This window comes from Streptomyces dysideae, assembly GCF_001514305.1.
Lineage (GTDB): Bacteria > Actinomycetota > Actinomycetes > Streptomycetales > Streptomycetaceae > Streptomyces > Streptomyces dysideae.
The window spans coordinates 115589-130683 of the sequence record NZ_KQ949106.1; the positions used below are offsets into that span (position 1 = coordinate 115589).

The 15095-nt window shown below is 71.3% G+C and carries 12 protein-coding genes and 2 pseudogenes; 10 read left to right on the forward strand and 4 right to left on the reverse strand.

Going from position 1 to position 15095, the window contains the following annotated elements; genetic code table 11:
- The first annotated feature begins 35 nt into the window (after positions 1-35).
- The 3 genes from AQJ91_RS36650 to AQJ91_RS36660 all read left to right on the forward strand — a co-directional run bounded on the left by AQJ91_RS36650 (position 36) and on the right by AQJ91_RS36660 (position 4753).
- Positions 36-1451 carry a CitMHS family transporter gene (locus tag AQJ91_RS36650; RefSeq protein ID WP_067030471.1) on the forward strand — a complete coding sequence of 472 codons (1416 nt, stop codon included), beginning with the start codon at positions 36-38 and terminating at the stop codon, positions 1449-1451.
- Between the two features lie 271 nt (positions 1452-1722).
- Entirely contained in the window at positions 1723-2961 is a 1239-nt protein-coding gene (locus AQJ91_RS36655; protein ID WP_067030474.1) for an MFS transporter, read from the forward strand.
- 460 nt (positions 2962-3421) lie between these two features.
- Positions 3422-4753, forward strand: a complete 1332-nt coding sequence (locus AQJ91_RS36660; protein ID WP_067030476.1) for an ABC transporter ATP-binding protein — start codon at positions 3422-3424, stop codon at positions 4751-4753.
- 34 nt (positions 4754-4787) lie between these two features.
- Here AQJ91_RS36660 and AQJ91_RS36665 read toward each other — a convergent pair.
- Positions 4788-5742 (reverse strand): annotated as a pseudogene (locus AQJ91_RS36665) (zinc ribbon domain-containing protein).
- A gap of 24 nt (positions 5743-5766) precedes the next feature.
- Here AQJ91_RS36665 and AQJ91_RS58780 point away from each other — a divergent pair.
- The 4 genes and pseudogenes from AQJ91_RS58780 to AQJ91_RS36680 form a co-directional block, all read left to right on the forward strand.
- A pseudogene (locus tag AQJ91_RS58780) lies at positions 5767-5865 on the forward strand (IS200/IS605 family transposase); the annotation flags it as partial.
- A 352-nt stretch (positions 5866-6217) separates the two neighbouring features.
- Positions 6218-7606, forward strand: a complete 1389-nt coding sequence (locus AQJ91_RS36670) for an aldehyde dehydrogenase family protein (RefSeq protein WP_067030479.1) — start codon at positions 6218-6220, stop codon at positions 7604-7606.
- Positions 7607-7617: 11 nt separating this feature from the next.
- Entirely contained in the window at positions 7618-8697 is a 1080-nt protein-coding gene (locus tag AQJ91_RS36675; protein ID WP_067030482.1) for a Zn-dependent alcohol dehydrogenase, read from the forward strand.
- 138 nt (positions 8698-8835) lie between these two features.
- The gene (locus AQJ91_RS36680; RefSeq protein WP_067030485.1) at positions 8836-10158 is read left to right on the forward strand and encodes an MFS transporter; all 1323 of its coding nucleotides are present in this window, start codon (positions 8836-8838) and stop codon (positions 10156-10158) included.
- Here the strand turns inward: AQJ91_RS36680 and AQJ91_RS36685 are convergent.
- The 3 genes from AQJ91_RS36685 to AQJ91_RS36695 form a co-directional block, all read right to left on the reverse strand.
- On the reverse strand, positions 10150-11085 hold the full coding sequence (locus tag AQJ91_RS36685) for a DMT family transporter (protein WP_067030487.1): 936 nt from the start codon (positions 11083-11085) through the stop codon (positions 10150-10152). The genes AQJ91_RS36680 and AQJ91_RS36685 overlap by 9 nt on opposite strands.
- Before the next feature lie 172 nt (positions 11086-11257).
- A complete protein-coding gene (locus AQJ91_RS36690) occupies positions 11258-11989 on the reverse strand; it encodes an ArsR/SmtB family transcription factor (protein ID WP_407696979.1) in 732 nt (243 codons plus the stop codon).
- A 37-nt stretch (positions 11990-12026) separates the two neighbouring features.
- On the reverse strand, positions 12027-12668 hold the full coding sequence (locus AQJ91_RS36695) for a TetR/AcrR family transcriptional regulator (RefSeq protein WP_067030490.1): 642 nt from the start codon (positions 12666-12668) through the stop codon (positions 12027-12029).
- A 90-nt stretch (positions 12669-12758) separates the two neighbouring features.
- Here AQJ91_RS36695 and AQJ91_RS36700 point away from each other — a divergent pair, with 90 nt between their 5' ends.
- From AQJ91_RS36700 to AQJ91_RS36710, 3 genes are all read left to right on the forward strand, one after another.
- Positions 12759-13946, forward strand: coding sequence for an acyl-CoA dehydrogenase family protein (locus AQJ91_RS36700; RefSeq protein WP_067030493.1), 1188 nt, complete (start codon positions 12759-12761; stop codon positions 13944-13946).
- Positions 13947-14007: 61 nt separating this feature from the next.
- Positions 14008-14253, forward strand: coding sequence for a YiaA/YiaB family inner membrane protein (locus tag AQJ91_RS36705; RefSeq protein ID WP_067030496.1), 246 nt, complete (start codon positions 14008-14010; stop codon positions 14251-14253).
- 121 nt (positions 14254-14374) lie between these two features.
- Positions 14375-15001: a TetR/AcrR family transcriptional regulator gene (locus AQJ91_RS36710; protein WP_067030499.1), complete on the forward strand. Its 627-nt coding sequence runs from the start codon at positions 14375-14377 to the stop codon at positions 14999-15001.
- Positions 15002-15095 lie beyond the last annotated feature (94 nt).

Genomic DNA, 15095 nt, shown 5'->3' on the forward strand with positions numbered 1-15095 from the left:
TGGGATGTTCAAGGGCGAACGTTAGGTATCCATTCATGCTGACCATCCTCGGCTTCGCCATGATCGCGACCTTCCTGGTCCTGATCATGCTGAAGAAAATGTCGCCGATCGCGGCGCTCGTGCTGATCCCGGCACTGTTCTGCGTCTTCGTCGGGAAGGGCGCCAACCTCGGTGACTACGTCATCGACGGCGTCACCAGCCTCGCCCCCACCGCGGCGATGCTCATGTTCGCGATCGTCTACTTCGGTGTGATGATCGACGTCGGGCTCTTCGACCCGATCGTTCGCGGGATCCTGAAGTTCTGCAAGGCGGACCCGCTGCGGATCGTCATCGGCACCGCCCTGCTGGCCTCGATCGTCTCCCTCGACGGCGACGGCTCGACCACCTTCATGATCACGGTCTCGGCGCTGTACCCGCTGTACAAGCGCCTGGGGATGAGCATGGTCGTGATGACCGGTGTCGCCGCGATGGCCAACGGCGTGATGAACACCCTGCCGTGGGGCGGCCCGACCGCCCGTGCCGCGACCGCGCTGAAGCTGGACGCCAGCGACATCTTCGTGCCGATGATCCCGGCGCTCCTGGTCGGCCTCCTCGGCGTCTTCATCCTCTCGTACGTCCTCGGCATGCGGGAGCGCAAGCGTCTGGGCGTGCTGACGCTGGACGAGGTCCTGGTCGAGGAGAAGGCCGAGGAGACCGAGACCGTCCTCGTCGGCGCCGGCGGCTCCGGCGACGGCAAGGCCCCCGCGAAGACCACCGGCGGCGCCGGCACCGACGCGGACGCGGACGACGACTCCGACGCGAGCGAGGGTCTGCAGGGTCTCGACCCCAACCGGCCCACCCTGCGCCCCAAGCTGTACTGGTTCAACGCGCTGCTCACGGTCACCCTGCTCACCGCCATGATCATGGAGTGGCTGCCGATCCCGGTGCTGTTCCTGCTCGGCGCCGCGCTCGCGCTCAGCGTGAACTTCCCGCACATCCCCGACCAGAAGGCCCGGCTCGCCGCCCACGCCGACAACGTCCTCAACGTCTCCGGCATGGTCTTCGCCGCCGCCGTCTTCACCGGCGTCCTCCAGGGCACCGGCATGGTCGACCACATGGCCAAGTGGATGGTGGACGTCATCCCCGAGGGTATGGGCCCGCACATGGCCCTCGTCACCGGCATCCTGAGCCTCCCGCTCACCTACTTCATGTCGAACGACGGCTTCTACTTCGGTGTCCTGCCGGTCCTCGCCGAGGCGGGCGCGGCCCACGGCGTCTCCCCGCTGGAGATGGCCCGCGCCTCCCTGGTCGGCCAGCCGCTGCACATGTCGAGCCCGCTCGTCCCGGCCGTCTACGTCCTGGTCGGCATGGCCAAGGTCGAGTTCGGCGACCACACCAGGTTCGTGGTCAAGTGGGCGGCGCTCACATGTCTGATCATCCTCGGGGCAGGGATTCTCTTCGGCATCATCTAGTGCCCCGGCAGGCAACGTTCGCCCGTCAAGGAGCGGCGGCCGGTGCGTGCTCTCGGCGTGCCGGGTACAAGCCCTCGTACTGGACGTACTTGGGTTTGTGCCCGGTGCCCCCACTCGCCGCACCGGCCAAAAGTCCAAGTACATCCAGTACGAGGGCTTTCGTCCGGCGCGCCGAGAGCACGCACCGGACACCGCGGGCACCGCACAGGACTTTCGAAACACCCCCTAGTCCCTCGCCCGTTACGTGGAGCCCTCCAGGGAGGACACGCCCATGAGGCCCGGTGGGAACCGCGGCTGGCTGCTCCGCCTCGTCATCGCCTTCAGCTTCGCGCAGGGGGCGGTGTCGATGGCCCGGCCCGCCGTGTCCTACCGGGCCCTCGCGCTGGGCGCCGACGAGCGGGCCATCGGTGTGATCGCGGGGGTCTACGCCCTGCTCCCGCTGTTCGCCGCCGTCCCGCTGGGGCGTCGCACGGACCACGGCCGCTGCGCGCCCCTGCTGCCGGTAGGGGTCGTCCTCATCTCGGGCGGCTGCGCGCTGAGCGGCATCGCCGACTCCCTCTGGGCGATGGCGATCTGGTCCGGCGTGATGGGCCTCGGCCACCTCTGCTTCGTGATCGGTGCCCAGTCGCTCGTCGCCCGCCAGTCCGCCCCGCACGAACAGGACCGCAACTTCGGCCACTTCACCATCGGCGCCTCGCTGGGCCAGCTGGTCGGCCCGATCGCGGCGGGCGCGCTGATCGGCAGCCCGGACATGGCGGGTTCCAGCGCCCTCGCCCTGCTCGTCGCGGGTGCGGGCGGCGCCGTCGCGCTCACTTCACTGTGGCGAATAGAGAGCCGTACGACGGCCAAGTCCCGTAAGGAGCAAGGGGAGCGCGTCCCCGTCCAGCGCATCCTGCGCACCCGGGGCGTGCCCGCGGGCATCCTCATCAGCATGGCGGTGCTCTCCGCGACCGACATCCTCACCGCCTACCTCCCGGTGGTCGGCGAACACCGGGGCATCGCCCCGTCGGTGATCGGCGTCCTGCTCAGCCTGCGCGCGGCGGCCACCATCGCCTGCCGCCTGGTGCTGACGCCCCTTCTCCGGCTGCTGGGCCGGGCGTTGCTGCTCACCGTCACCTGTCTGCTGGCGGCGCTGCTGTGCGCCGGCATCGCGGTGCCGGTGCCGGTGTGGGGGCTGGCCCTGATGCTCACGGTCCTCGGCTTCTGCCTCGGCGTCGGCCAGCCGCTGTCGATGACGACGGTCGTCCAGGCGGCCCCCGACGGCGCCCGCTCCACCGCCCTCGCCCTGCGCCTCACCGGCAACCGCCTCGGCCAGGTCGCCGCCCCGGCGACGGCGGGCCTGGTCGCGGGCGTCTCGGGGGTGGCGGCGCCGTTCGTGATGCTGGGCGTGCTGTTGCTGCTGTCGGCGGGGGTGGCACTGCGGTCGCCGGCGAAACCGGCCGGAGGGGCCGAGGCGGCTGCCGAGCCCCGTCGCCCCGGGTCGGCGGTGGGCCGGAAGAGGGCCATCTGACGGGGGCCGCCGTCGCGGGAACCGCCCTCGTGTCGGCACCGGCGGCGGTCACCGCGTCGGGGTGCGCCGCGCCGACGGACGTATCGCCGTCTACACCGTCGACGCCGTCAAGTCGTACGAGAAGGCGCACTCCCCAACCGCGAGGCGTACGTCGCCCGGGGCCGCCCCCAGATCCGCCTGATCACCCGTGGCGGCGCCTACGACCGCAAGACCGGCTACGCCGGCAACGTGGTCGTGTTCGCCCACCTCACGCGGATCCGCGAGCCGCGTCCACAGCCCGAGCGCTGAATCCGACCGTCCGCTTTCTCACTTGGTGGACCGGAGCGCCCGATCCCGCCCGTTCCCTTCCCTCGGCCGCACACAATCCGTTAACTTCCGTGACCCACAGCCCCGTTCGACCCGCTCGGGGCTCTTCGACCGCGGAGCACCAGCGCCTGATTCCGCCCCCGGGGGCACCGTCATGACACGCGCCATCTCTCTGCACGACGTGAGCAAGAGCTACGCCAAGGGCGTCCGCGTGGTGGACCGGCTCTCGCTGGACATCGAGCCCGGCGAGTTCCTCGTCCTGCTCGGACCCTCCGGCTGCGGCAAGTCCACCGTGCTCCGGATGATCGCCGGTCTTGAGGAGATCGACGAGGGCGAGCTGCTGCTGGACGGCGAGTACGCCAACGACCTGGCGCCGTCCGCGCGGGACATGGCGATGGTCTTCCAGAACTTCGCCCTCTACCCGAACATGACCAGCCGGGCCAACATCGGCTTCCCGCTGCGCGTCGAGGCCCCCGGCGCGGACCCGCGCCCCCGCGTGGACGCCACCGCCCGGATGCTGGGCATCGAGGACCTCCTCGACCGCCTCCCCGGCCAGCTCTCCGGCGGCGAACGCCAGCGTGTCGCCATGGGCAGGGCCATTGCCCGGCACCCCTCCGCCTTCCTGATGGACGAGCCGCTGTCCAACCTGGACGCCAAGCTCCGCAACCGGCTGCGCGCCGAGATATCCAAGCTGACCCGGGAGCTGGGCGTCACCACGGTCTACGTCACCCACGACCAGTCCGAGGCCATGTCGCTCGGCGACCGCGTCGCCGTCCTGCGCGGCGGTGTCCTCCAGCAGCTCGGCACCCCACGCTCGGTCTACGCGCTACCCCGCAACGTCTTCGTCGCCGCCTTCATCGGCACCCCGCGCATCAACCTCCTGCGCGGTGTCGTCCGCGCCCCGCTGGACGGCGCGATGACCATCGGCCTGGGCCGGCAGGCCCTCCGGCTGCCCGAACCCCTCTCCCTGGACCACCAGTTGCTCCGCGTCCAGCAGGGCCGCGAGGTCATCGTGGGCCTGCGCTCGGAGGCCGTACGGCTCGCCAAACCGGCTTCCGCCCGCCCCGGCGAGGTGCCGATCAGCGGACTGGTCGAGCATGTGGAGTTCCAGGGCCACGAGGTCCTCGTCCACTTCAACACCGGCTCAAGCCCCGCCGTCGTACCGGACCTGGAGGCCCCGCGCCCCGCCCGCCGGACCCGGCGCCGCCGCGAGGGCGGCAGGGTCCTGGGCCGTCTGAAGGAACGCGCCGGCGCCCTGCGGGCCGGCCCGGTGGTGGTCCTGGACGACCCGGCGGACGCCCGGGACCCCGCCCCGCCCGAGGGCCGCCTCCCCGGCGACCTCATCGTCCGCACCACCCCCGACCTCGAACTCCGGCACGGCATGCAGGTGCCCCTGCTCGTCGACATCGCGCACCTGTTCGTCTTCGACCAGCACGGCGAACGGATCTGCCCGGCCCCGGCGCGGCTGCCCGACCTGGAGGATTGAAGCTCTCTCCCGGATGAATCCGGGAGGTTCCTGCCTACCTTGCGGTGGCGGGTTTGACGCCGTTCGAAGCGCGCCTGACGACTGCCCTCCCGGCAGCCGGGACGAGCGCGTGGCCCGTCCGGTGTCGGTGAAGCACGGTGTGGGCGGCGTTGGTGTCGGCGTTGCCTTCCCAGCCGCACGCGGGGTTGTTGCACACGAACTCGGCCTGGTTCCTCCGGTTGCCCGGGGTCACTGTGTGGCACTGGGCGCATTCCTGGGAGGTGCCCGGGGCGGGGACCTCGGCCAGGAGTCCGCCCCGGCGGGCGAGCAGCCAAAGGCCGTGTTGGGCGGTTTCGCCGTCGGACAGGGCCGGCGGGACGGTGATGCCGGCGCCGATGCCGGCGCCGATGCCGGCCTCCGGGCCGGGATGCGGGCCGGGGGCGGGGGCCAGGGTGGTGACGCGGAAGGCGATGTGCCGACCCAGGGCGTCCTTGACCAGCCGCGCCCCGGTGATCTTGTTGTCCTTGTCCGCGTGCTTGCCGACGGGGAGGTCTTTGGTCCAGCAGAAGCGGACCCGGCCGAGCTCGGGGATGTCGACCATGCCCCACCGGCGGTGCACCCGCACCACGTGCAGGTCGCGGCCCTGCGGGGTGTCGATGCTCATCCTCGTGCGGAAGCGGGCCTTGAACTCTGGTGCCTGAGCCCGGCCCTCCCAGCCGTTCTTCCATGCCTGGAAGTAGGTTTTCAGCACGGCCTGGGCGGCCTGCGCGGGCCGCACGCCGAGCCAGTCCAGCTCCCTGCGGCCCCTGGCGGATGACCCCGTCGGCCGCCGCCAGGGTCCGCTTCGCCTTCGGGAGCATCGTCCACCAGTCGTGCAGCAGGTTCCAGGTGGTGCGCGCCGCATGCCCTTGTGCGTCCAGGACCGCCACCTGGGCAGGGTCGAGCGCCAGCCGGGCACGATGCCCGGACTGCCGCTTCACCAGCCCTTGCCGGCTGTCCTGTTGCCCCATGGGCGTCGACGCCAGCGTTGGTTTGTGTCACCTCGCTGGACGCCGAACGGAGATGTCAGAGCCGGTCGTCATGTGGTCTACAACCTCCATGCCCACTTGGTGTTTCTGACCAAATACCGTCGTGCTTCGCCGCCTCCTGCGGCGGAGCGCCCCTCACCGTCGTCAAGCAGTACATCCGGCAGCAGCAACGCCCGACCTGACCACGCTCACTCCGGCTCCGCCGGAATGCCGCCCCGACCTTCACCTCCACCGTGAACGGCGGAGCACTACCGACGAACTTGGTAGACCACGCCAGGCGGGCTTGGTGCGGGTGCGGTTCGACCGCGCCCTGAAGGTGCGCGGGGCTGTGCTGAATCTGCGGGCTACCGCCGCGTGGGTGCGACCGTCTGATCTCATGGGGTGTCTGGCGCCCAAAAACTAACGCCGCTAGTTTATGAGCCGGACGACGACGCGGCCCCGCCCGGGAGGAAGCACGATGAAGGCACACGACGGGATGTACATCGACGGCGCATGGCGCGCCGCCGCCGGCCAGGACGCGATCGAGGTCGTGAACCCGGTCGACGAGCAGGTCGTCGGCCGGGTCCCGGCCGGTACCGCCGAGGACGTCGACACCGCCGTACGGGCCGCCCGAGCCGCCCTGCCGGGCTGGGCCGCGACCCCGCCCGCCGAACGGGCCGCGCGCCTGGCCGCCCTCCGGGACGTCCTCGTGGCCCGCGAGGACGAGATCGCCGAGACGGTGACGGCCGAACTCGGCTCACCCCTGAAGCTGTCGCACGCGGTCCACGCGGGCCTGCCCATCGCGGTCGCCGGCTCCTACGCCGAACTGGCGGCGACGTACGCCTTCGAGGAGAAGGTCGGCAACTCGACCGTCCACCACGAACCCGTGGGCGTGGTCGGCGCCATCACGCCCTGGAACTACCCCCTCCACCAGATCGTCGCCAAGGTCGCCCCGGCGCTGGCGGCGGGCTGCACGGTCGTCCTCAAGCCCGCCGAGGACACCCCGCTGACCGCCCAGCTCTTCGCGGAGGCGGTGCACGAGGCAGCCATCCCGGCCGGCGTCTTCAACCTGGTCACCGGCCTCGGCCCGGTCGCCGGCCAGGCACTCGCCGAGCACCCGGACGTCGACCTGGTCTCCTTCACCGGCTCCACGGCAGTCGGCAGGCAGATCGGCGCCACCGCGGGCGCCGCCGTCAAGAAGGTCGCCCTGGAGCTCGGCGGCAAGTCCGCCAACGTGATCCTGCCGGGCGCCGACCTCGCCAAGGCGGTCAACGTCGGAGTCGCCAACGTCATGTCCAACTCCGGTCAGACGTGCAGCGCCTGGACACGGATGCTGGTGCACCGGGACCAGTGCGAGGAGGCGGTCGAGCTCGCCGCCACGGCCGCCGCCAAGTACGGCGACCGCATCGGCCCGGTCGTGAGCGCCAAACAGCAGGCGCGGGTGCGGAGTTACATCGAGAAGGGCGTGGCCGAGGGCGCGCGGCTGGTCGCGGGCGGCCTCGAATCTCCTTACGAGCACGGCTACTTCGTCAGTCCGACGGTCTTCGCCGAGGTGACCCCGGACATGACCATCGCCCAGGAGGAGATCTTCGGCCCGGTCCTGGCGATCCTCCCCTACGAGGACGAGGAGGACGCCCTGCGCATCGCCAACGGCACGGTCTACGGCCTCGGCGGCGCCGTCTGGGCGGCCGACGAGGCGACGGCGGTGGCCTTCGCCCGCCGTATGGACACCGGCCAGGTCGACATCAACGGCGGCCGCTTCAACCCGCTCGCCCCCTTCGGCGGTTACAAGCAGTCCGGCGTCGGCCGCGAACTCGGCGCGCACGGCCTGTCCGAGTACCTCCAGACCAAGTCCCTGCAGTTCTGAGGAGCGTTGTCGTGGTTCGAGCCGCCGTCCTGCCCGCCGTAGGCGCCCCTCTGCACATCACCGAGATCGACCTCCCGGCCCCCGGCCCCGGCCAGGTCCAGGTCCGTCTTGCCGCCGCCGGTGTCTGCCACTCCGACCTGTCCCTGTCCAACGGCACCATGCGGGTGCCCGTCCCGGCCGTCCTCGGCCACGAGGGCGCGGGCACGGTCGTGGCTGTCGGCGAGGACGTCACCCGCGTCTCACCCGGCGACGGCGTCGTCCTCAACTGGGCCCCGTCCTGCGGCAGTTGCCACGCCTGCTCACTCGGCGAGGTCTGGCTGTGCGGCAATGCCCTGAACGGCGCCGCCGACGTCTACGCCAGGACCGTGACGGGCACCGACCTCCACCCCGGCCTGAACGTCGCCGCGTTCGCCGAGGAGACGGTGGTGTCGGCGGGCTGCGTCCTGCCCGTCCCGGAGGGTGTACCCCTCGCGGACGCGGCTCTCCTCGGCTGCGCCGTCCTCACCGGCTACGGCGCCGTCCACCACTCGGCGCAGGTCCGGCCGGGCGAGACGGTCGCCGTGTACGGCGTCGGGGGAGTGGGCCTCGCGGCGCTCCAGGCGGCCCGGATCGCGGGCGCCGCGAAGATCATCGCGGTCGACGTCTCCCCGGAGAAGGAGGAGCTGGCGCGTTCGGCGGGAGCCACCGACTACGTCGTCGCGTCCGAGAACACGGCCCGCGAGATCAGAGGGCTGACCGGCAAACAGGGCGTGGACGTGGCCGTCGAGTGCGTGGGCCGCGCGACCACCATCCGCACCGCCTGGGACTCCACCCGCCGAGGCGGGCGGACCACGGTCGTAGGCATCGGCGGCAAGGACCAGCAGGTCACCTTCAACGCCCTGGAGATCTTCCACTGGGGCAGAACCCTGTCCGGCTGCGTCTACGGCAACTCGGACCCGGCGCGGGACCTGCCGGTCCTGGCCGAGCACGTACGGGAGGGCCGCCTGGACCTCGGCGCCCTGGTGACGGAGCGGATCGCGCTGGAGGGCATCCCGGCGGCGTTCGAGAACATGCTGGCGGGCAAGGGAGGGCGGGCGCTGGTGGTCTTCTAGCGCTCACGGTCGACGAGGGGCTGGGGACTGTCGTCCCCAGCCTCATTTTTCTACTCCGTGCACACCCGTTGACCTCCATACCGTCCGGTCAGTATGTTCCCGGGAACGTCCCCAACGCACCCACCGGAGTGTGCACGCATGGGCACCGCTCACCCCGCTCAACCGCTCCCCACCACGGCCCTCCCCAAGGCCAACCACCGCCGCGTCGCCACCGCCGCAGCCCTCGCCTCGGCCGTCGAGTGGTACGACTACTTCGTCTTCGGCATCGCGGCCGCCCTGGTCCTCGGTGACCTGTACTTCCCGGCCGGCAGCCCCACCGCCGGCGTCCTCGCCTCCTTCGCCACCTTCGCCGTCGGCTTCCTGGCCCGCCCGATCGGCGGCATCGTCGCCGGCCAGCTCGGCGACAGGCGCGGCCGCAAGCCGATGCTGGTGCTGGCGCTCACGCTCATGGGCCTGGCCACCACCGGCATCGGCCTGCTCCCGACGTACGAGACGATCGGCGTCGCCGCCCCCGTCCTGCTGGTCACCCTCCGCGTCGTCCAGGGCATCGCGGTCGGCGCGCAGTGGGGCGGCGCGATGCTGCTGGCCACCGAGTACGCCCCCGAGGGCAAGCGCGGGGTCTACGGCAGCGTCGTCCAGCTCGGCGTCCCCATCGGCGTGGTGACCGCCAACTCGGTCTTCCTGCTCGCCGGCGCCTTCACCTCGGACAGCGCGTTCGCGGCCTGGGCCTGGCGCGTCCCGTTCCTCATCGGCCTGTTCGTCCTCGTCCTCGCCTGGTACATCCACACGCGCGTCGAGGAGACCCCCGAATTCCGGCAGGCCGAACGGGCGTTGGCGGAGAAGGAGAAGGCCGAGAAGAGTTCCCCCCTCCGCACGATCATGCGCGACCACCTCGGCACGGTCCTGCTGGCCGGCGGCTCCTTCGCCGTGAACACCGCGACCTTCTACATCCTCATCACCGGCGTCCTCGACTACACGACCCGCGAACTCGACATGAAGCGCGGCGCGGTCCTCACCGTCTCGCTCTGCGTCAGCCTCACCCAGCTCGTGATGATCCCGGCCGCCGCCGCGCTCTCCGACCGCATCGGCCGCATCCGGATCTACGGCTTCGGCGCCGCCGGCATCGCCCTGTGGGCCGTACCGATGTTCCTGCTGATCGACACCGGCTCGCTGCTGTGGCTGGCGGTCGGCACGTTCGTCGCCAGCTGCTTCCTGAGCATCATGTACGGCCCCCAGGCCGCCCTGTTCGCCGAGCTGTTCACGCCCGAGATGCGCTACACGGGCGCCTCCCTCGGCTACCAGATCGCGGCCGTGTTCGGCGGCGGCCTCGCGCCGTTCCTCATGGTGCTGCTGCTGGAGACGACGGGCACGTCGATGTCCGTCTCCGCCTACATCATCGGGCTCGCGGTGATCGCCCTGCTGTCCATCAAGGTCCTCGCGGACAGGGCGCGTTCACGCTGAGTCCGCCGCCTTCGCGGGCCGCGGCTCCGGTACGACCACCGGAGCCGCGGCCCGTGGCCGGGACCGCGACACGGCAACTCCCGCCAGACACAGCGCCCCGCCCGCCAGCGTGAGCGGCCCCGGCACCTCACCGAGCGCCAGCCATGACATCAGGACGACCAGCGCGGGCACGGCGTAGGTGGTCGCGCCCATGCGGCTCGCGGTCGTACGGGCGAGGGCGTAGGCCCAGGTGGTGAAGGCGAGGGCCAGCGGAAAGACGCCGAGGTAGACCATGTTGAGCGTCGCGGACATCGGGGCGCCGGCGGCCTCGTCGATCAGCTGCGCGCTGAACGGCAGACACACCACCGCTCCGACCAGAGACCCGAGCGTCGTCACTTGCAGAGCGCTCGCCTGCCCGAGCGCAGGCTTCTGCGCCACGACACCGCCGGCGTAGGCGACGGCCGCGAGCAGGCAGAGCACCACCCCGAGCACCGAGGCCCCGCCCTCACCGGACATCGACAGCCCCACCGCCACCGCACCCGCGAACGACACCGCCATCCCCGCGAGCAGCCGCGGCGGCATCGGATCACCGAGCAGCCGCGCACCGAGCAGGGCGATGAGGATCGGCCCGGTGTTCACGACCAGGGCGGCCGTACCGGCGTCCACCTGCTGCTCGCCCCAGTTCAGCGCCACGCTGTAGAAGCCGAACCACAACAGCCCGGATATCACGATCCCGCGCCAGGCCGACCGGGGCGGCCACCCTTCCCGACGCACGGCCCAGATAACCCCGAGCACCACCGACCCGGCGACCAGCCGCCCCAACGCCAACGCCCCCGGCGAGTACTCCTCACCGGCACTGCGAATGGAGACAAAGGCAGAGGCCCACAGCACAACGGTGACGGCGGCGGCCCCGGCGGCGAGCAGTTCCGTACGACGGAAGGTGGTCATCATGCTCCAGAGGCTGGGAAGGGACTGTGACGCAGGGCTCGCGATTTTCGGACGGGGTACTTGGAGCGCCCCGTAAGGGGCGCGGGGCCGTATCAAATATGCGGCTCCGCCGCGTGGGCGCGACCAGCCACAAACGGCCCGCACCCGGCACACCACAAGGCCCTCCACCCCCTCAACCGCTTGGCAACTCAACACCGAGCAGTTCCCAAAGCGCCCGCTCACCCACCTCCGTCACTTTTACGGCCCGCTCCGACCCGACCCGCACACACCACCCCACCTCCAGCACATGCCGACAAAGCGCCGCCCCCGCAACCCCCGCGAGATGAGGCCGCCGCTCCGTCCAGTCGAGGCACCCCCGCGCCAGCGCCCGCCGCCCGGTCCGCTCAAGCCGGATACCCACCGCGTCGAACCACCCCAGCCCCGCATCCGTGAGCGCGAACCCGGTGTCCTGCACCAGCAGCCCGCGCACCGTCATCGCATCGGTGAGGGCGATACCGAGCCGCCCGGCAAGATGGTCGTAGCAGGTGCGCCCGCGCGCCATGGCCGACCCCGCATTGGCCGCCCGCAGATTCCGCGGCCGCACGACCGCACCCGGCGACACCTGCGCGGCCAGGTCCTCCACCAACTGCGCGACCCGCGCGTCGGCGAGCCGCACATACCGATGCCGCCCCTGCCGCTCCTCCGCCAGCAGCCCACCCGCGACGAGCTTGCCCAGATGCTCGCTCAGCGTCGACGCGGCGACGCCGGCATGCCGCGCCAGCTCACCCGCCGTCCAGGCCCGCCCGTCGAGCAGCGCCAACAGACACGCGGCCCGGGTCTCGTCGGCGAGGAGCGAGGCGAGCCGGGCGAGGTGCGGCGCCCGGGGATCAGCCCGGGGATCCCTGTCGGTCATGCGTCCCAGCATGGGACACGCACACTTCGGCGCCCGCCGAAGTGTCGTCCTACACGGCCCGCCCGACCTGTTCGTACTGCTGTGCCAGCCCGTCCAGCAGCGCGGTCAGCCCGGTCTCGAAGGCCCGCTCGTCGATCTTCTCCTGCTGTTCGGCGAGGAGATGGGCCTGCCCGAGGTGCGGATAGTCGGCGGGGTCGTACGCGCTCTCGTCGTCCACGAAACCCCCGGCGAACGAGCCGAGCGCCGAGCCCATGATGAAGTACCGCATCAGCGCGCCGATGGACGTGGCCTGCGCCGGCGGCCAGCCCGCGTCGACCATCGCGCCGTAGACCGCGTCCGCGAGGCGCAGACCGGCGGGCCGGCGGCCGGGGCCCTGGGCCAGGACCGGGACGATGTTCGGGTGGTCGCGCAGGGCGGCCCGGTAGGAGACGGCCCAGTCGTGCAGCGCGGTCCGCCAGTCCCGGCCGCCCTCGAACATCGACAGGTCGACCTGCGCGCTCACCGAGTCGGCGACCGCCTCCAGGATCTCGTCCTTGGTCCGGAAGTGGTTGTAGAGGGAAGGCCCGCTGACCCCCAGCTCGGCGGCGAGCCGGCGCGTGGAGACGGCCGCGAGACCCTCCGCGTCCACGAGCGCGCGGGCCGTCTCGACGATCCGGTCGGTGCTGAGGAGGGGCTTGCGCGGTCGGGCCATGGCGCACATAGTAGGGCTGCCCAACAGAAACTAGCAGTGCTAATTTAAATGTACGGTTTTCAAGGTCCGCTATCTGTGGGGTGACTCGGCATGAACCTGGAGCTCAGCGAGGAGCAGCGCGCCGTACGGCAGCTCGCCCGGGACTTCGTGGACCGCGAGATCACCCCCCATGTCGTCGCCTGGGATCGCGCCGAGGAGGTCGACCGCTCGCTCGTCAAGAAGCTCGGCGAGGTCGGCTTCCTGGGCCTGACGATCGACGAGGAGTACGGCGGCTCCGGCGGCGACCATCTCGCGTACTGCCTGGTGACGGAGGAACTCGGCCGTGGGGACTCGTCCGTGCGCGGGATCGTGTCCGTCTCGCTCGGCCTGGTCGCCAAGACCATCGCCGCGTGGGGGAGCGAGGAACAGAAGCGACGCTGGCTGCCGGGGCTCACCTCCGGGGCGTACGTCGGCTGCTTCGGCCTCACCGAGCCGGGCACCGGATCCGACGCGGGCAACCTCGCCACGCGCGCGGTCCGGGACGATGGGGGTACCTCCCGCTCGAGCGGAGCCGAGAGCGGGGGAGAGTACGTCATCAACGGCACCAAGATGTTCATCACCAACGGCACCTGGGCCGACGTGGTCCTGCTGTTCGCCCGCTCCACGGACGCGCCGGGCCACAAGGGCGTCTCGGCCTTCCTGGTCCCCACCGACACCCCCGGCCTGACCCGCCGCACCATCCACGGCAAGCTCGGCCTGCGCGGCCAGGCCACCGCCGAGCTGGTGCTGGCGGACGTGCGCGTCCCGGCGTCCGCGATGCTGGCTCCCGAGGGCAAGGGGTTCTCGGTCGCGATGTCGGCGCTGGCGAAGGGGCGGATGTCGGTGGCGGCGGGGTGCGTCGGCATAGCGCAGGCCGCGCTGGACGTGGCCGTCCGGTATGCCGGTGAGCGTGAGCAGTTCGGGAAGACCATCGCCCACCATCAGCTGGTCCAGGAGCTGATCAGTGACATCGCCGTCGACGTGGACGCGGCCCGGCTGCTGACCTGGCGGGTCGCCGACCTCATCGACCGCGGCCTGCCCTTCACCGTCGAGTCCTCCAAGGCCAAGCTCTTCGCCTCCGAGGCCGCCGTCCGGGCCGCCAACAACGCCCTCCAGGTCTTCGGTGGCTACGGCTACATCGACGAGTACCCGGCCGGCAAGCTGCTCCGCGACGCCCGCGTGATGACCCTCTACGAGGGCACGAGCCAGATCCAGAAGCTGGTCATCGGGCGGGCGCTGACGGGGGTTTCGGCGTTCTGAGTAGGCGAACTGAGTAGGTGTGCGGATGTGGCGGGGGCCACGTCCGCCGATCCTTGTCCCCATGAGTGACACACCGGGCAAACAGCAGAACACGGCCGCGTTCTACGGCCAGGCCGTCGCCTCCTTCGCCGTCGCCATGGCCGCGACCGCCATCGGCATCTTCAGGCTGAACGCCGACGCCTGGGTGCGGGCCTTCCTCGCCATCGCGGTCCTCTACCTCGTCACCTCCGCCTTCACGCTGGCCAAGGTGATCCGGGACCGGCAGGAGGCGGTGGAGCGGGCGTACCGGCCGTTCGAGAAGCTCTGAAAACTCTGACCGCTGTGTTCCGACGACCTCTGGGTTCCGGCGTGCTGAGCGGGCACGCTAAGCGCCCGCTCAGCTTCAGCGGTATGGTGGTGACTCTGTCATCGAGAGGGGCGAGCGAGCGATGAGTACGGCGGAGGAGACGGCCGGCGGCGAGACGTCGGCGTGGGGCGAGGTCACGCCCGACGCGGCACGGCGGCTGCTCATCGCCGCGGTGGAGGCCTTCGCCGAACGCGGCTACCACGCCACGACGACCCGCGACATCGCGGGCCGCGCCGGCATGAGCCCCGCCGCGCTCTACATCCACTACAAGACCAAGGAAGAGCTGCTCCACCGCATCAGCAGGATCGGCCACGAGAAGGCGCTCGAGATCCTGCAGACGGCGGCCCGGCGCGAGGGCACCGCCACCGAGCGGCTCGCCGACGCCGTCAGCTCCTTCGTCCGCTGGCACGCGGGCGGACGTACCACCGCCAAGGTCGTGCAGTACGAACTGGACTCGCTCGGCCCCGACGCCCGCGCCGAGATCCTCGGCCTGCGCCGGCAGGTCAACGCCGAGGTGCGCGGGATCATCGAGGACGGCGTGGCGTCCGGCGAGTTCGACGTCCTGGACGTCCAGGGCACCACCCTCGCGGTGCTGTCGCTCTGCATCGACGTGGCCCGCTGGTTCAACGTCAACGGCCCGCGCACGCCCGACGAGGTCGGCGTGCTCTACGCCGACCTCGTGCTGCGGATGGTGGGCGGCGCGAAGTAGCCGGCCGTGGCTAGTGCCCCAACAGGCAACATTCGCCCCGTCGCGACGCCCGGTGCGCCGCTCCTTAACGGGCGAACGTTGCCTGCCGGGGCAC